The 18,174-nt window shown below is 73.2% G+C and carries 20 protein-coding genes; 17 read left to right on the top strand and 3 right to left on the bottom strand.

The window, feature by feature from the left end; genetic code table 11:
* The 10 genes from F2B26_RS08400 to dnaE all read left to right on the top strand — a co-directional run.
* Positions 1-866 (top strand): cell division protein FtsQ/DivIB (locus F2B26_RS08400; protein WP_328698664.1); only part of this gene is annotated, 866 nt, incomplete at its 5' end.
* 229 nt (positions 867-1,095) lie between these two features.
* A complete protein-coding gene (gene ftsZ / locus F2B26_RS08395) occupies positions 1,096-2,331 on the top strand; it encodes a cell division protein FtsZ (RefSeq protein ID WP_159808306.1) in 1,236 nt (411 codons plus the stop codon).
* Complete coding sequence (gene pgeF, locus F2B26_RS08390) at positions 2,328-3,077, top strand: peptidoglycan editing factor PgeF (protein ID WP_201292666.1); 750 nt, start codon at positions 2,328-2,330, stop codon at positions 3,075-3,077. Before ftsZ ends, pgeF begins: the two co-directional genes overlap by 4 nt.
* 152 nt (positions 3,078-3,229) lie before the next feature.
* A complete protein-coding gene (locus tag F2B26_RS08385; protein ID WP_159808304.1) occupies positions 3,230-3,697 on the top strand; it encodes a cell division protein SepF in 468 nt (155 codons plus the stop codon).
* A 3-nt stretch (positions 3,698-3,700) separates the two neighbouring features.
* Positions 3,701-3,994 carry a YggT family protein gene (locus F2B26_RS08380; RefSeq protein WP_159808302.1) on the top strand — a complete coding sequence of 98 codons (294 nt, stop codon included), beginning with the start codon at positions 3,701-3,703 and terminating at the stop codon, positions 3,992-3,994.
* Between the two features lie 165 nt (positions 3,995-4,159).
* On the top strand, positions 4,160-4,795 hold the full coding sequence (locus F2B26_RS08375; RefSeq protein WP_159808300.1) for a DivIVA domain-containing protein: 636 nt from the start codon (positions 4,160-4,162) through the stop codon (positions 4,793-4,795).
* 138 nt (positions 4,796-4,933) lie between these two features.
* On the top strand, positions 4,934-5,377 hold the full coding sequence (locus F2B26_RS08370) for a TraR/DksA family transcriptional regulator (RefSeq protein WP_159808298.1): 444 nt from the start codon (positions 4,934-4,936) through the stop codon (positions 5,375-5,377).
* 20 nt (positions 5,378-5,397) lie between these two features.
* Positions 5,398-5,952: a signal peptidase II gene (locus F2B26_RS08365; protein WP_201292665.1), complete on the top strand. Its 555-nt coding sequence runs from the start codon at positions 5,398-5,400 to the stop codon at positions 5,950-5,952.
* Positions 5,945-6,877 carry an RluA family pseudouridine synthase gene (locus tag F2B26_RS08360; RefSeq protein ID WP_159808296.1) on the top strand — a complete coding sequence of 311 codons (933 nt, stop codon included), beginning with the start codon at positions 5,945-5,947 and terminating at the stop codon, positions 6,875-6,877. The genes F2B26_RS08365 and F2B26_RS08360 overlap by 8 nt, the downstream gene beginning before the upstream one ends.
* A 72-nt stretch (positions 6,878-6,949) precedes the next feature.
* Positions 6,950-10,510 carry a DNA polymerase III subunit alpha gene (gene dnaE / locus F2B26_RS08355; protein WP_159808294.1) on the top strand — a complete coding sequence of 1,187 codons (3,561 nt, stop codon included), beginning with the start codon at positions 6,950-6,952 and terminating at the stop codon, positions 10,508-10,510.
* Positions 10,511-10,525: 15 nt separating this feature from the next.
* On the opposite strand, the gene F2B26_RS08350 is transcribed toward dnaE, so the two are convergent.
* Complete coding sequence (locus tag F2B26_RS08350) at positions 10,526-10,744, bottom strand: RNA-binding S4 domain-containing protein (RefSeq protein WP_159808292.1); 219 nt, start codon at positions 10,742-10,744, stop codon at positions 10,526-10,528.
* Positions 10,745-10,831: 87 nt separating this feature from the next.
* Here F2B26_RS08350 and hisD point away from each other — a divergent pair, with 87 nt between their 5' ends.
* The 7 genes from hisD (at position 10,832) to F2B26_RS08315 (ending at position 16,319) form a co-directional block, all read left to right on the top strand.
* On the top strand, positions 10,832-12,160 hold the full coding sequence (hisD, locus tag F2B26_RS08345; RefSeq protein ID WP_159808290.1) for a histidinol dehydrogenase: 1,329 nt from the start codon (positions 10,832-10,834) through the stop codon (positions 12,158-12,160).
* Positions 12,161-12,224: 64 nt separating this feature from the next.
* Positions 12,225-13,343, top strand: coding sequence for a histidinol-phosphate transaminase (locus F2B26_RS08340; RefSeq protein WP_159808288.1), 1,119 nt, complete (start codon positions 12,225-12,227; stop codon positions 13,341-13,343).
* Positions 13,340-13,951, top strand: a complete 612-nt coding sequence (gene hisB, locus F2B26_RS08335; protein WP_438939183.1) for an imidazoleglycerol-phosphate dehydratase HisB — start codon at positions 13,340-13,342, stop codon at positions 13,949-13,951. The genes F2B26_RS08340 and hisB overlap by 4 nt, the downstream gene beginning before the upstream one ends.
* A 31-nt stretch (positions 13,952-13,982) precedes the next feature.
* Positions 13,983-14,453: a hypothetical protein gene (locus tag F2B26_RS08330; protein WP_159808286.1), complete on the top strand. Its 471-nt coding sequence runs from the start codon at positions 13,983-13,985 to the stop codon at positions 14,451-14,453.
* Positions 14,454-14,491: 38 nt separating this feature from the next.
* Complete coding sequence (gene hisH, locus F2B26_RS08325) at positions 14,492-15,136, top strand: imidazole glycerol phosphate synthase subunit HisH (RefSeq protein WP_159808284.1); 645 nt, start codon at positions 14,492-14,494, stop codon at positions 15,134-15,136.
* Positions 15,136-15,888 carry a bifunctional 1-(5-phosphoribosyl)-5-((5-phosphoribosylamino)methylideneamino)imidazole-4-carboxamide isomerase/phosphoribosylanthranilate isomerase PriA gene (gene priA / locus F2B26_RS08320; protein ID WP_159808282.1) on the top strand — a complete coding sequence of 251 codons (753 nt, stop codon included), beginning with the start codon at positions 15,136-15,138 and terminating at the stop codon, positions 15,886-15,888. The genes hisH and priA overlap by 1 nt, the downstream gene beginning before the upstream one ends.
* Positions 15,885-16,319 (top strand): hypothetical protein, encoded by a 435-nt coding sequence (locus F2B26_RS08315; protein ID WP_159808280.1) that lies wholly within the window; start codon positions 15,885-15,887, stop codon positions 16,317-16,319. The genes priA and F2B26_RS08315 overlap by 4 nt, the downstream gene beginning before the upstream one ends.
* Here the strand turns inward: F2B26_RS08315 and F2B26_RS08310 are convergent.
* On the bottom strand, positions 16,297-17,196 hold the full coding sequence (locus tag F2B26_RS08310; protein WP_159808278.1) for a TIGR01777 family oxidoreductase: 900 nt from the start codon (positions 17,194-17,196) through the stop codon (positions 16,297-16,299). The two genes, F2B26_RS08315 and F2B26_RS08310, sit on opposite strands and share 23 nt — an antisense overlap.
* Positions 17,197-17,209: 13 nt before the next feature.
* The coding region (gene sucB, locus F2B26_RS08305; protein WP_159808276.1) for a 2-oxoglutarate dehydrogenase, E2 component, dihydrolipoamide succinyltransferase at positions 17,210-18,174 on the bottom strand (965 nt) is incomplete at its 5' end.

Genomic DNA, 18,174 nt, shown 5'->3' with positions numbered 1-18,174 from the left:
GTCGGGGAGGTGCCGTCCCGCTGGCGACCTCTGCGACGGGGCAGGCACCACCGAGCGTGCCGCCGCGGGCGCGCCCCACCGAACGTCGGCTGCCCGCGCAGCGTGCCGCCGCTCCGGTGGTGCGTCCGTCCGTGGTCTCGTGGCAGTCTGCCGAGCGGTTCGCCGAACGGGTCCGGGCGCGTCGGACGGTCGCCGCGCGCAAGGTGGCCGCCGTGGCCGGCGTGGCTCTGCTGCTGCTGCTCATGGGGTGGGTGGCACTCGCCTCGCCGCTGCTCGCGCTGCGGTCCGAGCAGCTGCACGTGGTCGGCGCGAGCGAGCTGGTGTCGACCGACCAGCTCGATGCGGCGACGGCGCCCTACGTCGGGGTGCCGTTGGCCCGGTTGGACACGGTCGGCCTGCGCGAGCGGCTGCTCACGGTCCCCGGGGTGCTGGACGTGCGGGTGATGCGCGACTGGCCGCACGGTCTGCGCATCACGGTGACCCCGCGCGCGCCGGTGGCGGCCGTGCCGGCCGACGGCGGGTTCGCGCTGCTGGACCCCGAGGGCGTGCACCTCGCCACGCAGGCGCAGGCGCCCGAGGGGCTGCCGGTGGTCGACGTCCCCGCCGGTGACGCGCGGACCCTGCAGGCGGTGCTCTCGGTGCTGCACGCGCTTCCCGCGCCCCTGGCGGCGCAGGTGAGCGCCGTGAAGGCGACCACCCAGGACACCGTGGCGCTCACGTTGTCCGACGGTGTCGTCGTGGAGTGGGGGAGCGCGGAGTCCTCGGCGCTCAAGGCGGCCGTGCTCGGCACGTTGCGCGCCGACCAGAGCCTGGGCGACGTGAAGGTGATCGACGTCTCGGCGCCCGGCATGCCGGTGGTGCACTGACCGGGCCGGCCGGTCCGCAGGTCGCCTTGCGACACGCGCGTCGCGGTCGTTGATCGGCACCGGGGGGCCACCTACCGTCGGGGGTCGACAGCGCACCTGACATAACTCTAACCCTCTAGTTGAGGGTGAAGGTTTCACCGGTCCCGTCCACCGGCCTCGGCAGCACCGACGTCGGACCGGGCAGACCCGAGCGGTCCCGCACCACCGCACGCAACGAGAGGCACCCACCGTGGCAGCTCCGCAGAACTACCTGGCGGTCATCAAGGTCGTCGGCATCGGCGGCGGCGGTGTGAACGCCGTCAACCGGATGATCGAGGTCGGCCTCAAGGGCGTCGAGTTCGTCGCGGTGAACACCGACGCGCAGGCGCTGCTCATGTCGGACGCCGACGTGAAGCTCGACGTCGGCCGCGAGCTCACCCGGGGGCTGGGCGCCGGCGCCGACCCCGAGGTCGGCAAGAAGGCGTCCGAGGACCACATCGAGGAGATCGAGGACGTGCTGCGCGGCGCGGACATGGTCTTCGTCACCGCGGGCGAGGGCGGCGGCACCGGCACTGGCGGCGCGCCCGTCGTGGCCAAGATCGCCCGCTCGCTCGGTGCGCTCACCATCGGCGTCGTGACCCGGCCGTTCACCTTCGAGGGCCGGCGCCGGTCGGTGCAGGCCGATGCGGGCATCGAGGCGCTGCGGGCCGAGGTCGACACCCTCATCGTCATCCCCAACGACCGGCTGCTGTCGATCTCCGACCGCTCGGTCTCCGTGCTCGAGGCGTTCCACTCCGCCGACCAGGTGCTGCTGTCCGGCGTCCAGGGGATCACCGACCTCATCACCACGCCCGGTCTGATCAACCTCGACTTCGCCGACGTGAAGTCGGTCATGCAGGGTGCCGGTTCGGCACTCATGGGCATCGGGTACGCCCGCGGCGAGGACCGCGCCGTGCAGGCCGCCGAGATGGCGATCAGCTCGCCGCTGCTCGAGGCCAGCATCGACGGCGCGCACGGCGTGCTCCTGTCCATCCAGGGCGGCTCCGACCTCGGCCTGTTCGAGATCAACGAGGCCGCGCGGCTCGTCCAGGAGGCCGCCCACGCCGAGGCGAACATCATCTTCGGTGCCGTCATCGACGACGCCCTCGGGGACGAGGTGCGGGTCACCGTGATCGCCGCCGGGTTCGACAGCGGCAGCCCGACGGTCCGGCGCGACTCGCGGGCCCTCGGCCAGGTCGCGACCCCCGCAGCCGACCGGGCGCCCGCGCACGTCGCCCGTCCGGTGGCGCCCGTCGAGCCGTCCGGACCGACCCCGGCAGCCCCGGTGGCGCCGGTCGCCACCCCGTCCGCCCCGACGGTCCCGGCCTTCCTGTCCACCGAGGCCGAGCCGCGACCGCTCACCGGCTCGCTCGAGGTGCCCCGGGTCTTCACCGAGGAGATCCGCCGCGACCACGACGAGCTGGACGTGCCCGACTTCCTCAAGTGAGCGAGCCCGACCTCGTCGACGAGGTCGACCTCGCGCCCGGGGTGCGGGCCGGGTTCACCGCGCGACGCGGCGGTGTGAGCACCGGGCCCTGGGCCGGGCTCGACCTGGCACTGCACGTCGGCGACGACCCGACGCATGTGCTCGACAACCGTGCACGGCTCGAGGCGTGGGTAGGTGCGCCGGTCGCGTTCGCCGACCAGGTGCACGGGACGGGCGTCCGGGTGGTCGACGGTCCGCCGGCGCCGGGCGTGCGCAGCGTGGGCGAGGGCGACGCGCTCGTCACCGCCGACCCGGACGTGGCGCTGGCGGTGCTGGTCGCCGACTGCGTCCCGGTGCTGCTGGCCGACCCGGAGGCGGGGGTGGTCGCCGTCGCCCACGCGGGGCGCGCCGGTCTGGTCGCCGGGGTGCTCGAGGCCACGGTGGCGGCGATGCAGGTGCAGGGGGCCCATCCGGCACGGCTGCGTGCCGTGGTCGGCCCGTGCATCGCCGGCCGGTCCTACGAGGTGCCGGCGGAGCTGCGCGACGAGGTCGAGGCCGCCGTGCCCGGCACCTGGGCGCGCACCTCGTGGGGCACGCCCGCGGTCGACCTGGCCGCCGGGGCGCACCAGGTGCTGCTGCGGCTGGGCGTCGGGTCCGTCCAGGCCGTGCCGCGGGACACCTTCACCGACCCGCTGCTGTTCTCCCATCGTCGGGACGGGCCGGTCACCGGCCGGTTCGCCGGTGTGGTGCGCCTGCAGCGCGGCTGAGCGGCTGCGGGCGTGTCGCGGCCGTCGTCGGCGCGCGCGTTGCTAGCGTCACGGTCGTACGACGAGTCGATCCGTGCCGCTGTGGCTGCCTGCCACGGTGAGCGGACCGGCGGCGGAGGGTCCGCGAGGGCCCGGAGGGACGGAGTGACGCGATGGCCGGTGCGCTGCGCAAGACGATGCTGTACCTCGGCCTGGCGGACGGCCGACCGGAGGATGAGGAGTACCTCGATCTCGAGCAGGAGCCCACGATGGAAGACGCTGACGCCCTGGTGACCCCGCTTCGTCGCCCGGTCCGCGTGGCGGAGCCCGTCGTCGAGGCCCCGCTGGGCGAGGTCCGTCGGATCACCACGATCCACCCGCGCTCCTACAACGACGCGCGCAAGATCGGCGAGGCGTTCCGGGACGGCACGCCGGTGATCATCAACCTCACCGACATGGACGACGCGGACGCCAAGCGGCTCGTCGACTTCTCGGCCGGCCTGATCTTCGGCCTGCACGGCGCGATCGAGCGGGTGACCGCCAAGGTGTTCCTGCTGTCCCCGTCCGATGTCGAGGTCACGTCGAGCGCGGCCGCGACGCCGGAGCCGGCGCCGCGTGGCGGCTTCTTCAACCAGAGCTGACGCGTGACCATCGTCTTCTCGATCCTCTACCTGGTCGTCCTGCTGTTCTTCCTGGTGCTCCTCGTCCGGCTGGTGCTCGACTGGGTCCAGGTGTTCGCACGCGACTGGCGACCGTCGGGGGCGGCGCTCGTGATCGCCGAGATCGCCTACTCGGTCACCGACCCGCCGCTGCGTGCGTTGCGCAAGGTGCTGCCGCCGGTCGGCTTCGGGCAGGTGCGCTTCGACCTGGCGTTCCTCGTCCTGGCGCTCGTCTGCTCGTTGCTGCTGGGCGTGCTGCAGCGCCTCGCGATCGGCTGACCGGACCCTGGGCCGTAGCCGCGCCGCGGGTGAGAGCACGGTCCGGCCAGTCGCGCCGCAGGTGGGTCCCGGGCATTGTCCGCTACGGTGGCTCCCAGTGGCCGGCCGAATGCAGGATCGGGCCCGCACGAGGCAAACCCGCACGATGCAAAGAGGTGAGCGACGATGGCCCTGCTGACCGCAGACGACGTCCTGAACAAGAAGTTCCAAGCAACCAAGTTCCGTGACGGGTACGACCAGGACGAGGTCGACGACTTCCTTGACGAGGTCGTCAGCACCCTCAACGAGCTGCAGACCGCGAACGACGACCTGACGTCGAAGCTGGCCGCCGCCGAGCGCCGCATCGCCGAGCTCAGCCGCGCCGGTGCGGCCGAGGCCGTCGTCGAGCCCGCTCCGGTCGCCGCGCCCGAGCCGGTCTTCGCACCGCCGGTGCCCGCCACGCCCGAGCCCGTCGTGGTCGCGAGCAGCGAGCCCGAGTCGGCCACCGGCATGCTGGCCCTCGCGCAGAAGCTGCACGACGACTACGTGCGCAGCGGGCAGAGCGAGGCCGAGCGGGTCGTGGCCGATGCGCGGACGCGCGCCGACCAGATCGTGCACGAGGCGGAGGAGACCTCCAGCCGCACGCTCGCCCAGCTCGAGCAGGAGCGTTCGCTGCTGGAGCGCAAGATCGACGAGCTCCGGGTGTTCGAGCGGGACTACCGCACCCGGCTCAAGAGCTACCTGGAGAACCTGCTGGGTGACCTGGACAACCGGGGCAGCGCGCTGCCGTCGCGGTCGAGCCAGGACACCCCGGGTCTGTAACCTCCGACACCCGCGACCGCCCGGCACCAGGTGCCGGGCGGTCGCGTGCTGTCGTGGGCTGGGCCGGACGTGCGTGTCGGGTTGTCGCACCCGGCGTGGCCGCATACAGTCGCGTGACTTCGAGCAAGGGAGCCCTTGATGACCGACGCCTCCGGCGGCACGATCGCCCCTGACGTACGGATCGCCGTGGAGGATCTGCGTGTGCGTCCCGGCGAGGAACCGTGGACCCGCGACGAGATCAGGGACGTGGCACGTGAGCTGGCCGCCGACGTCGACCGGCTGCAGGCCGAGCTCGAGGAGGCCGACGCCGGTCTCACCGATCTGCTGCGCAACTCCGGCGACGGTGCCGGTGACGACCAGGCGGACTCCGGCTCCTCGGCGCTCGAGCGCGAGCACGAGCTCACGTTGGTGAACAACACCCGGGACCTGCTGCTGCAGACCGAGCACGCGCTCGAGCGCATCGGGTCGGGCACCTTCGGGCTGTGCGAGTCGTGCGGCGAGGCGATCGGCAAGGCGCGGCTGCAGGCCTTCCCTCGGGCGACGCTGTGCGTGGAGTGCAAGCAGCGCGAAGAGCGCCGCTGAGCGCCCCGTAGACTCCCGGGGTGCCTGAGTCGAAGCCCGCGACGCCTGACGTCGCGCCCGTGGCCCGGCCGGTCGGTCGCCGCGGCCTGGTCACGGTGCTGGTCGTGGCCGCGGTCGTCACCGTCCTCGACCAGCTGACCAAGGCGTGGGCGCTGGCCGCGCTCGACCCGGGGGTGCGTCGTCCGGTGCTCGGCCGCTGGCTGGGCCTGCAGCTCATCTCCAACCCGGGTGCGGCGCTGTCGATCGCCACCGGCATGACCTGGGTGCTCACGGTGATCGCGGTCGTCGTGGTGGTCGTCGTCATCCGCACGGCCCGCCAGCTCGGCTCACGGTCGTGGGCCCTCACCCTCGGGCTGCTGCTCGGCGGTGCGGTGGGCAACCTCATCGACCGGATGGTGCGCGAACCGGGGCCGCTGCGCGGTGAGGTGGTCGACTTCATCGCCTACGGCTCGTGGTTCATCGGCAACGTGGCCGACATCGCGATCGTGGTGGCTGCGGGTCTGGCCATGGTGCTCGTGGCCCGTGGGATCCGGCTGGACGGTGGCCGAGAGGGCGCCGCACGGGCCGATGCCTGATCTGCGCTCCCTGCCGGTGCCCGACGGGCTCGCCGGTGAGCGGGTCGACGCTGCGCTCGCACGGCTGCTCGGGTTCTCGCGCACCCAGGCCGCCGAGCTGGCGGTCGCGGGCGGTGTGCTCATGGACGGTCGGCCGGTGGGCAAGTCGGACCGGCTGGTGGGCGGTGCCTGGCTCGAGGTGACGTTGCCGGACCCGGTGGCGCCGGTGCTCGCCGAACCGGTCGCGGTGCCGGGCATGGCCGTCGTGCACGACGACGACGACGTCGTCGTGGTCGACAAGCCGGTCGGGGTCGCCGCGCACCCCTCGCCCGGCTGGACCGGACCGACGGTGGTCGGCGCGCTCACCGCGGCCGGGTACCGGGTCTCGACCTCCGGTGCCGCCGAGCGGCAGGGCATCGTGCACCGGCTCGACGTCGGCACCTCGGGCCTCATGGTGGTCGCCAAGAGCGAGCGGGCCTACACCGCGCTCAAGCGGGCCTTCAAGGAACGCACGGTCGACAAGGTCTACCACGCCCTCGTCCAGGGGCACCCGGAGCCCAGCACCGGCACCATCGACGCGCCGATCGGGCGACACCCGTCCTCGGACTGGAAGTTCGCCGTGGTGGCCGACGGGAAGCCCTCGGTGACGCACTACGAGCTGCTCGAGGCGATGCCGGCCGCGTCGCTCGAGGAGGTGCACCTGGAGACCGGGCGCACGCACCAGATCCGGGTGCACTTCTCCGCGCTGCGCCACCCGCTCGTCGGGGACCTCACCTACGGCGCGGACCCGGTGCTGGCCGAGCGCGTCGGGCTGTCGCGGCAGTGGCTGCACGCGGTGCGGCTCGGGTTCGAGCACCCGGGGACCGGGCAGTGGCTGGAGCTGACCAGCGAGCCGTCGCCGGACCTGGAGCACGCCCTGCAGGTGCTGCGCGAGGGCTGGCGCTGACCGCAGCGACCGGCGGTCGCACCAGGCGGGCACGAGCCCGTCGCGTCGGTGTCCCGACGTAGGATCGCGCCCATGGCTGCAGGCGACGGATCCGGTTTCGTCCACCTGCACGCACACTCCGACCACTCGATGCTGGACGGCGCCGCGCGGGTGCCCGAGATGCTCGCCGAGGCCAAGCGGCTGGGGCAGCGGTCGATGGCGCTCACCGACCACGGCTACCTGTTCGGGGCCTTCGAGTTCTGGTCGAAGGCACGTGCGCTGGACATCAAGCCCATCATCGGGCTGGAGGCGTACGTCACACCGGGCACCAGCCGGTTCGACCGCACCCTGGTCCGCTGGGGCGAGGCGAGCCAGGCCAGCGACGACGTGTCGGCGCGCGGCGCCTACACCCACCTCACGTTGCTGTCCCGGACCACCGAGGGCATGCACAACCTGTTCCGGCTGGGCTCGTACGCCTCGCTCGACGGGCAGATGGGCAAGTGGCCGCGGATGGACCGCGAGCTGCTCGAGCGCTATCACACGGGGCTCATCGTGATGACGGGCTGCCCGTCGGGCGAGGTGCAGACGCGGCTGCGGCTGGGGCAGTTCGACGAGGCGCTGCGCGCCGCGGCTGAGCTGCGTGACATCTTCGGCGCCGACTCGTTCTACGTCGAGCTGATGAACCACGGCCTCGACCTGGAGAAGCGGGTGCTGCCGGGGCTGCTGGAGATCGCCAAGCGGCTCAACGCCCCCCTCGTGGCGACCAACGACCTGCACTACACGCGCGAGGAGGACCACCACTCCCACGAGGCGCTGCTCGCGGTGCAGTCCGGGGCGACGCTCGACGAGCCGACCTACGACCAGGGCGGCAACCGGTTCGCGCTGTCCGGGCACGGCTACTTCGTGCAGTCCGAGGAGCAGATGCGCCGGCTGTGGGCCGAGCTGCCGGAAGCCTGCGACAACACCGTCGCGATCGCCGAGCAGTGCGAGGTCTCCTTCACCACCGGCGTCAACTACATGCCTGCCTTCGAGGTGCCGGCCGGGGAGAGCGAGGACTCCTGGTTCATCCGCGAGGTGGAGACCGGGCTGCGTCGTCGTTACCCCGCCGGGGTCCCGGACACGGTGCGCGCGCAGGCGCAGTACGAGACCGGGGTCATCACCCAGCTGGGCTTCTCCGGCTACTTCCTCGTCGTCGCCGACTTCATCAACTGGGCCAAGTCCCAGCACATCCGGGTCGGCCCGGGGCGCGGGTCGGCGGCCGGTTCGATGGCCTCGTACGCGATGGGCATCACCGAGCTCGACCCGCTCGAGCACGGGCTGATCTTCGAGCGGTTCCTCAACCCCGAGCGGATCAGCTGGCCCGACGTCGACGTCGACTTCGACGAGCGTCGCCGGGGCGAGGTCATCAAGTACGTGACCGACAAGTACGGCGCGGACAAGGTCTCGCAGATCGTCACCTACGGCACCATCAAGGCCAAGCAGGCGCTCAAGGACGCCTCCCGCGTGCTGGGCTTCCCGTTCGCGATGGGGGAGAAGCTCACCAAGGCGATGCCGCCGGCCGTCATGGGCAAGGACGTGTCGCTGTCGGGCATGTTCGACGAGAAGAACGACCGCTACGCCGAGGCCGACGAGTTCCGCAAGGTCGTCGCGGCCGACCCCGAGGCACAGCGCGTGCTGGAGACCGCCCGCGGCCTCGAGGGCATCAAGCGGCAGTGGGGCGTGCACGCCGCGGGCGTCATCATGTCGAGCAAGACCCTCGTCGACGTCGTGCCGATCATGAAGCGCCCGTCCGACGGGGCGATCATCACCCAGTTCGACCAGCCGTCCTCCGAGGCCCTCGGCCTCATCAAGATGGACTTCCTGGGGCTGCGCAACCTCACGACCCTTGACGACGCGCTGGCGAACATCGCCGCCAACGGCAAGGGCGACCTCGAGATCGAGAAGGTGCCGCTCACCGACCAGGCCACCTACGACCTGCTCGCCCGCGGCGACACCCTGGGCGTGTTCCAGCTCGACGGTGGGCCCATGCGGGCCCTGCTGCGGCAGATGCGCCCGGACAACTTCGAGGACGTCTCGGCCGTCATCGCGCTGTACCGCCCCGGCCCGATGGGCATGAACTCGCACACCAACTACGCGCTGCGCAAGAACGGTCTGCAGGAGGTCACGCCGATCCACCCCGAGCTGGCCGAACCGCTCGCGGAGATCCTGGACGGCACCTACGGGCTCATCGTCTACCAGGAGCAGGTGCAGCGCGCCGCGCAGAAGCTCGCCGGCTACACCCTGGGCCAGGCCGACCTGCTGCGCCGGGCCATGGGCAAGAAGAAGAAGGAGATCCTGGAGAAGGAGTTCGTCCCCTTCCAGGCCGGCTGCCGCGAGCGCGGCTACTCCGACGAGGCGATCACCGCCGTGTGGGAGACCCTCGTGCCGTTCGCCGGCTACGCCTTCAACAAGGCGCACTCGGCCGCCTACGGCGTGGTCTCGTACTGGACCGCCTACCTCAAGGCGAACTACCCGGTCGAGTACATGGCGGCCCTGCTCACCTCGGTGAAGGACGACAAGGACAAGTCGGCGCTGTACCTCGGGGAGTGCCGGCACATGGGCATCAAGGTGCTGCCGCCCGACGTCAACGCCTCGTCCGCGCTGTTCACGGCCGTCGGTCCGGACATCCGTTTCGGGCTGACCGCGGTGCGCAACGTGGGTGCCAACGTCGTCGACGCGATCGTCGCGACGCGTGAGGCCAAGGGCGAGTTCAGCTCCTTCACCGACTTCCTGGAGAAGGTGCCGGCGGTGGTCTGCAACAAGCGGACCATCGAGTCGCTCATCAAGGCCGGTGCCTTCGACTCGCTCGGGCACACCCGGCGCGGGCTGCTGCTCGTGCACGAGCAGGCCGTCGAGTCCGTGGTCGGCGTCAAGCGCAAGGAGGCGGAGGGGCAGTTCGACCTGTTCGCCGACGTGCTGGTCGACGCCGGCAGCCCCGCGTTCGCGGTGACCGTGCCCGACGTCCCGGACTGGGACAAGAAGCAACGGCTGGCCTTCGAGCGCGAGATGCTCGGGCTCTACGTCTCCGACCACCCGCTGTCCGGGCTGGAGCACGTGCTCGCGGCGGCCGCGGACTCCTCGATCGCGGCGCTGCTGGCCGACGATGCCCGGCCCGACGGCTCGACGGTGCAGGTCGCGGGCCTGGTGACGAGCCTGCAGCGCAAGATGAGCAAGCAGGGCAACCCGTGGGCGCAGGTCACCGTGGAGGACATGGAGGGCGCGGTCGAGGTGCTCTTCTTCGGCGAGACCTACCTGGCCTACTCCACGGTGCTGGCCGAGGACGCCGTGCTCGCCGTGCGCGGCCGGGTGCGCCGGCGTGACGACGCGATCCAGCTGCAGGCGATGGAGGTCTCCGTCCCGGACACCTCGCACACCCACGACTCACCCGTCGTGCTCACGCTGGCCGCCGCGCGCTGCACGCCGCCGGTCGTCGAGCGGCTGCGCGAGGTGCTCGCCAGCCACCCGGGGACGGTCGAGGTGCACCTGCGGCTCACCTCACCGGGCCGGGCCACGCTCATGAAGCTGGACGACCGGCTGCGGGTGGAGCGCTCCTCCGAGCTGTTCGGCGACCTCAAGGCGCTGCTCGGCGCCGGCTGCCTGGCCACGACGGGCTGACCGCCGCCGACGGCGTCAGCCGACCTCGACCCGTTCGACGCCCTGGGGCAGCGACACCTCGACGACGTCGCCGCGGCGCACCTGACGGCCGCGGCGGTCCTCGGGCTCACCGTTGACCCGCACCACCCCGTCGGCGAGCAGCAGCCGGGCGTCGGCCCCGGAGTCGGCGATCCCGGCGAGCTTGAGGAGCTGGCCGAGGCGGATGGAGTCGTCGTCGAGCGGCACGGTGGTCACAGCGCATCCTCCCAAGGTGACGTCGTCGGTGGCCACCGCGGTGGGCGTCCGGGGCGGCCGTGGGGGCGTGCGCCCTAGAATCGCGGCGTGATCTCCCGGATCGACCTTCGTGGCCGCACGCTGTCCCGTCGTGAGCTCCTCGGGGTGCTGCCCCGGGCCGAGCTGGACGTCGAGCAGGCCGCCGCCCAGGTCGCCCCGGTCGTGGCGGACGTGCGGGCCCGTGGCGCCGCGGCGCTGCGCGACCTGGCCGAGCGGTTCGACCACGTGCGCCCGGCCCACCTGCGGGTCCCCGCCGAACAGCTCGCCGTGGCCCTCGACGAGCTCGACTCGCAGGTCAAGGAGGCGCTGGTCGAGACCATCGCCCGGGTGCGGCGGGTGCACGCGGCCCAGCGCCCGGCCGACTTCACCGTCCAGGTGGCTCCTGGCGCGCAGGTCCGTCAGCGCTGGGTACCGGTGCGCCGGGTCGGTCTGTACGTGCCCGGTGGCCTGGCCGTCTATCCGTCGTCGGTCGTGATGAACGTGGTGGCCGCGCAGGCGGCCGGCGTCGCCTCGCTCGCGGTCGCCTCCCCGCCGCAGGCCTCGCGCGGCGGTCTGCCGGACCCGGTCGTGCTGGCCACCTGCGCGCTGCTCGGGGTGGACGAGGTGTACGCGGTCGGCGGCGCCCAGGCGATCGCCATGCTGGCCTACGGCGCCGACGGGCAGGAGCCGGTCGATGGCGAGACCCTGTGCGAGCCGGTCGACGTCATCACGGGCCCGGGCAACGTGTACGTCGCGGCGGCCAAGCGGCTCGTGCGCGGTGTCGTGGGCATCGACGCCGAGGCCGGCCCGACGGAGATCGCGATCCTGGCCGACGGCACCGCCGACCCGCAGCACGTGGCCGCGGACCTGCTCTCGCAGGCCGAGCACGACCCGATGGCCGCCTCCGTGCTCGTGACCAGCTCAGAGGAGCTCGCCGACGCCGCGGTCGCCGCGCTCGAGCTCCGGCTGGCCCGCACCGCCAACCAGGAGCGGGCCCGCACCGCGCTGGCCGGTCCGCAGTCGGCCGTCGTGCTAGTCGACGACGCCGAGGCCGGGCTCGCGGTGGTCAACGCCTACGGGGCCGAGCACCTGGAGATCCAGACCGCTGACGCGTCCGCCGTGGCCCAGCGGGTGACGAGCGCGGGCGCGATCTTCGTCGGCGCGTACTCGCCGGTCTCGCTCGGGGACTACATCGCGGGCTCCAACCACGTGCTGCCCACGGGCGGCTGCGCGCACTACGCGTCCGGGCTCGGTGTGCACTCGTTCGTCCGTGCGGTCCAGGTCATCGAGTACGACCAGAGTGCGCTCGCGGCGGTGGCCGACAAGGTGGTCGCACTGGCCGATGCCGAGCAGCTGCCGGCGCACGGCGAGGCGGTGCAGGCGCGCTTCGGGCGCTGAGCCGGTCCGGCCAGCAGTCGGTCGCGTCGCACCAGGTCGGGCGCGCGCTCCCTAGAATCGCCGTGTGCCCGCCGAGAGCCCCGTCCGCCCCGCCCTGCCGCTACGTGCCGAGCTGGCCGGGCTGCACCCGTACGGGGCCCCGCAGCTCGACGTCCCGGTGCTGCTCAACGTCAACGAGAACCCGTACCCGCCGTCGGGCGCGGTCGTGGACGACATCGCCGAGGCGGTGCGGCAGGCCGCCGGCGGGCTCAACCGGTACCCGGACCGCGACTTCCTCGGCCTGCGCACCGACCTGGTGCGCTACCTGCTGGCCGAGTCCGGGGTGGCGCTCGCACCCGAGCAGCTGTGGGCCGCGAACGGCTCCAACGAGGTGATGCTCCACCTGCTGCAGGCCTTCGGCGGCCCCGGGCGGGTCGCGGTGAGCTTCGCACCGACCTACTCGATGTACCCCGAGTACGCCCGGGACACCGCGACGGGATGGGTCGTCGGGCGCCGGGAGCACGACTTCTCCCTCGACGCGGCGCACGCCGTCGCGACCATCGCCGAGCACCAGCCGTCGGTCGTGCTGCTCGCCAGCCCGAACAACCCGACCGGGACGGCGCTGCCGACGGCGACGACGCTCGCGGTGCTCGACGCGGCGGCCCAGGTGCCCGGCGGCTGCGTCGTCGTCGTCGACGAGGCGTACGGGGAGTTTCGCCGTCGGGGCACCCCGTCGGCCCTCGAGCTGCTCGCCGACCACCCGCACCTGGCGGTCGCGCGGACCATGTCCAAGGCGTTCGGGCTGGCCGGTGCGCGGGTCGGCTACCTGGCTGCCGCGCCGCAGCTCGTCGATGCGCTGCGGGTGGTGCGCCTGCCGTACCACCTGTCGGCGGTGACCCAGGCGGTCGCCCGTGCCGCGCTCGCGCACTCGGCCGAGCTCATGGCGCAGGTCGGGTCGCTGCGGGACGAGCGGGACGCGCTGGTGGAGTGGTTGCGGGGCCGCGGGCACGAGGTGGCTGACTCCGACGCCAACTTCGTGCTGTTCGGCAGGTTCGCGGACCGGCACGCGGTCTGGCAGGGTCTGCTCGACCGAGGGGTGCTCATCCGTGAGGTGGGTCCCGAGGGGTGGCTGCGGGTGTCGGTCGGCACCCCGGCGGAGACGGCGGCCTTCCGGGCTGCCCTGGACCAGGTGGTGGGATCGTGAGCGCACCGGCGCACCGGACGGCCGTCGTCGACCGCACGACGAGCGAGTCGAGCGTGCACGTCGAGATCGACCTGGACGGGACGGGGCGGACCGACGTGTCGACCACCGTGCCGTTCTACGACCACATGCTCACCGCACTGGGCAAGCACTCGCTCATCGACCTGGTGGTGCGTGCGACCGGGGACACTCAGATCGACGCCCACCACACCGTGGAGGACGTCGCGATCGCGTTCGGCGAGGCTCTGCGCGTGGCGCTCGGCGACAAGGTGGGCATCGGCCGGTACGGCGATGCGACCGTGCCGCTCGACGAGGCGCTCGCGCAGGCCGTCGTCGACATCTCCGGACGCCCGTACCTCGTGCACACGGGAGAGCCCGAGGGGCAGGAGTACCACCTCATCGGCGGCCACTTCACCGGCTCGCTCACCCGGCACGTGCTGGAGTCGATCGCGCACCACGCGGCGATCACGGTGCACGTGCGGGTGCTGGCCGGCCGCGACCCGCACCACATCGTCGAGGCCCAGTTCAAGGCCCTGGCCCGGGCGCTGCGGGCCGCGGTGGCTCGCGACCCGCGGGTCGTCGGCGTGCCGTCCACCAAGGGTGCGCTGTGACCGGGCGCACGAGGCCCGGGGTGGTGCGCCGATGAGCGACGAAGTGCCCGACGACCTGTCGGCGCTCGACGAGCCGGTGACCGTGGCCCTGCTGCTCACGCAGGTGGCGGCGGCCGAGCCGCTGGCCGCGGTGTGCTCGCTCTCGGGCGTGTCCGCCCAGGCGGTGACGACCGGCGTCGGCGCCGTCGCGGTGCTCACCGACCCCGCCGGTGGTCCGGCCGCCGGCGGTGCGGTGTCCCGGCTGCTGGCCGGCACCACGGTGGTGCTGCTCGAACGTCGCGCCGGTGCGATCGCGGCGACGGCGTGGTCGGGAGGCAGCCAGGACGGCGACCTCGCGCCGGGGCTCGTGCTGTCCCAGGCGCCGACGATCGTCGAGGACCTGCTGCTCGGTGACGTCGAGGCGCAGGCCGTCGACGGTGCGGTGAGCAGCGAGGGCATCTCCCGGCTGCGTGCCCTGCGGCTGCTCACCAAGGTCGCGCGTCGCGGCCGGTCGCAGCAGTGACCGCCGGGGCCGTGCCGGGCGCCCGGTAGGCTGGGGTCGTGGCCACCCCGTCCGTCGTCGTCCTCGACTACGGGTTCGGGAACGTCCGGTCCGCCGTCCGCGCGCTCGTGCGGGTGGGTGCGCAGGTCGAGCTCACCGCCGACCTGGACGCCGCGATGGCCGCCGACGGGCTCCTGGTCCCCGGGGTCGGCGCGTTCGCCGCGGTGATGGCGGGGCTGCGCGCGGTGCGCGGCGACCTGGTGATCGACCGACGGCTCGCCGGAGGACGCCCGGTGCTCGGCATCTGTGTGGGGATGCAGGTGATGTTCGCCGAGGGGGTCGAGCACGGGCAGCGCACCCAGGGCCTGGGCGAGTGGCCCGGTGTGGTCGACCGGCTCGACGCACCGGTGGTGCCGCACATGGGCTGGAGCCAGGTGCAGGCACCGGCAGAGTCGGTGCTCTTCGAGGGCCTCGGCGACGAGCGGTTCTACTTCGTGCACTCCTACGCCGCGCGGTCCTTCCCGCTGACCGCCGCCGACCGACCCGGCCCGTTCAGCCCGCCGGCGGTGACCTGGGCCGAGCACGGTGAGCGGTTCGTGGCCGCCGTGGAGAACGGCCCGCTCGCGGCGACCCAGTTCCACCCCGAGAAGTCCGGCGACGCCGGCGCCCAGCTGCTGGAGCGCTGGGTCTCGACCCTGACCTGATGAGGACCCACGTGGACCACGTTCTGACCCTGCTCCCCGCCGTCGACGTGGCGGGCGGTCAGGCCGTCCGTCTCGTCCAGGGCGAGGCCGGCTCGGAGACGCACTACGGCGACCCGCTCGACGCCGCGCTCGCCTGGCAGGCCGGGGGCGCCCAGTGGGTGCACCTGGTCGACCTCGACGCCGCCTTCGGCCGCGGGGACAACGCCCGCCGGCTCGCGGCCGTGACGGCCTTCCTCGTCGGTGCCGGTGTGCAGGTGGAGCTCTCCGGCGGCATCCGCGACGACGCGACGCTGGAGCGGGCGCTGTCGGCCGGGGCCACGCGCGTCAACCTCGGCACCGCCGCGCTGGAGGACCCGGCGTGGACCGCGCGGGTGATCGCCGAGCACGGTGAGCGCATCGCGGTGGGTCTCGACGTGCGCGGCACGACCCTGGCCGCTCGCGGCTGGACCCGCGAGGGCGGCGACCTGTGGGACGTGCTGGCTCGGCTGGACGATTCGGGCTGCGCCCGGTACGTGGTCACCGACGTCACCAAGGACGGCACGCTGCGCGGCCCGAACCTCGAGCTGCTGCGTGAGGTGTGCGCGCGGACGAGCGCCCCCGTCGTCGCCTCGGGTGGCGTGTCCACGCTGGACGACCTCACGGCCCTGCGCGCGCTGGTGCCCGCCGGGGTGGAGGGCGCGATCATCGGCAAGGCGCTGTACTCGGGTGCGTTCACCCTGCCCGAGGCACTGGACGTGGCCGGCCGCGCGTGAGCGGTCGCGACCTGCCGGCCAGCTCCCCGTTCGCCGGCGACGACGGCGGGCCGGACCCGGCGCTCGCGGCCGTCGATCTCACCCGGCGGCGCACCGAGCTGCTCGCCGACCCGGCCGCGGCGGACCTGGCGCAGGTCGAGGTCGTCGATGGTCCCGCCTACCGGGCGGACTCGGCCACGATCGCCGGCCTGGCGGGGGTGCGCAACGTCGGGCTGCAGGTCGACGTGCAGGACGCGCGCACCCGGTCGATCAGCGCCGACGGTGACGCCCACGTGCTCGTCACCTCCGCGACGAGCGACTACGTGCGAACGACGGCCGAGGGGGTCGCCAGCCCGGTCCCGGCGGCCGGTCCACGCACGGTCGAGCTCGAGCTGCGCTGGACCGAGGGCGGCTGGCGGGTCTGGTCGGTCAGCGGGTCGACGACGCCTTGACCCAGGCCGCCGCGGTGCTGATGTCGGGGTGGGCGAACCGGAAGGCGTCGGCGGTGAGCACCGTGGGCACCGCGCGGACCGAGCCGAGGATCTCCGAGGAGAAGTCGCCGAGCACGAGGCGCAGCGCGAACGAGGGCACCGCGACCCGGGCCGGACGGCCGAACGCCTCGGCGAGGGCGTGCACCACCTCGGCGTTGCGAGCCGGTTCGGCGACCAGGTTGACCGGTCCGTGCACCGACGAGCCGAGCAGGTGCTCGATGGCGCGGACCTCGTCGGGCAGCGTGATCCACGACCAGAACTGGCGGCCCGACCCGAGCCTGCCGCCCAGACCCGCCCGGATGAGCGGGAGCAGCCGGCCCAGTGCGCCGCCGCTGGGTGCGAGCACCACCCCGGTGCGCAGGTGGACGACGCGCACACCGGCCTGCTCGGCGGGTGCCGTCGCGGCCTCCCACTGCCGCACGACATCGGCGAAGTAGGTGCTCCCGTACGGCTCGGTCTCGGGGAGCAGGTCGTCGTCGCGGTCGCCGTACGCACCGATCGCCGACCCCTGCAGCAGCATGCGTGGCCTGGCCGGGTCCGCCGCGGCGAGCCCACGGGACAGCAGCGAGGTGGTGCGCAGCCGGGAGGTGAGCACGAGCCGCTTGCGCTCGGGGGTGAGCGGACGCTCGCCGACGTTCGCCCCGGCCAGGTTGATGACGGCGTCGACGTCGTCGAGCGCGGCCGGGTCGAGCTGGCCCAGGTCGGGGTCCCAGCCGATCTCGTCCGGCCGGGTCGGTGGCCGTCTCACGAGCCGGGCGACGTCGTGGCCGCCGTCCCGCAGGGCAGGCAGCAGTGCGCTGCCGATGAGCCCGTGCGAGCCGGCGACCACGATCCGCATGGTGGCCTCCGCGCTAGACCAGACCGAGGTCGGGCTCGAAGGCGCCCTCCTCGATCCGGGCCTTGATCGCGCTGAGGTACCGCGCCGCGTCGGCCCCGTCCACCAGCCGGTGGTCGTAGGACAGTGCGAGGTAGCACATCGAGCGCACCGCGATCGACTCGCCGCCGTCGGCGTCCTTCACCACGACCGGACGCTTGACGATCGCACCGGTCGCGAGGATGGCGGAGGTGCCGCCCGGCACGATCGGGGTGTCGAACAGTGCGCCGCCCGAACCGGTGTTGGTGACGGTGAAGGTGGCCCCGGACAGCTCGTCGGGGGAGACCTTGTTGTCCCGCGTGCGGCTGGCCAGGTCGGCGATGCCCCGGGCGATACCGGCGAGGGTGAGGTCGCCCGCCCCTCGCAGCACCGGCACGACGAGGCCGCGCGGGGTGTCCACCGCGATCCCGACGTTCTCCTGGGCCGGGTAGGTGATCTGGGTGCCCTCGAGCACGCCGTTGACCTTGGGGTAGGTCTTGAGCGCCTCGACCGCGGCCTGCACGAAGAACGGCAGGAACGTGAGCTTGGCGCCCTCGCGGGCCGCGAACCCGTCCTTGGCGCGGGCCCGCAGCCGGGCGACGCGGGTGACGTCGACCTCGACCACCGTGGTGAGCTGCGCCTGGCTCTGCAGCGACTCCACCATGCGCTGGGCGATGATCTGCCGCAGCCGGCTCGCCTTCTCGGTGGTGCCGCGCAACGGCGAGACCTCACCGATGGTGCGGGCCGCGGCCGGTGCCGCCGAGGCGGTGGCGACCGGTGCCGCGACGGCGCGAGCCGCAGCCTGCACGTCCTCCTTGCGGATGCGTCCGCCCACACCGGTGCCGGTGACGGTGGCCGTGTCGACGCCCAGCTCGGCCGCGAGCTTGCGGACGAGCGGCGTGAGGTAGCCGCCGCCGATGGCCGAGGTTGCGGACTGTGCCTGCGGTGCGGCGGGTGCGGCGG

Origin of the sequence: Cellulomonas citrea, from assembly GCF_009829685.1 — a bacterium.
In the GTDB taxonomy this organism is placed as follows: Bacteria; Actinomycetota; Actinomycetes; order Actinomycetales; family Cellulomonadaceae; genus Cellulomonas; species Cellulomonas citrea.
Note: the sequence above shows the minus strand (reverse complement) of the source record. Positions and strands in the feature narration are given on the sequence as shown.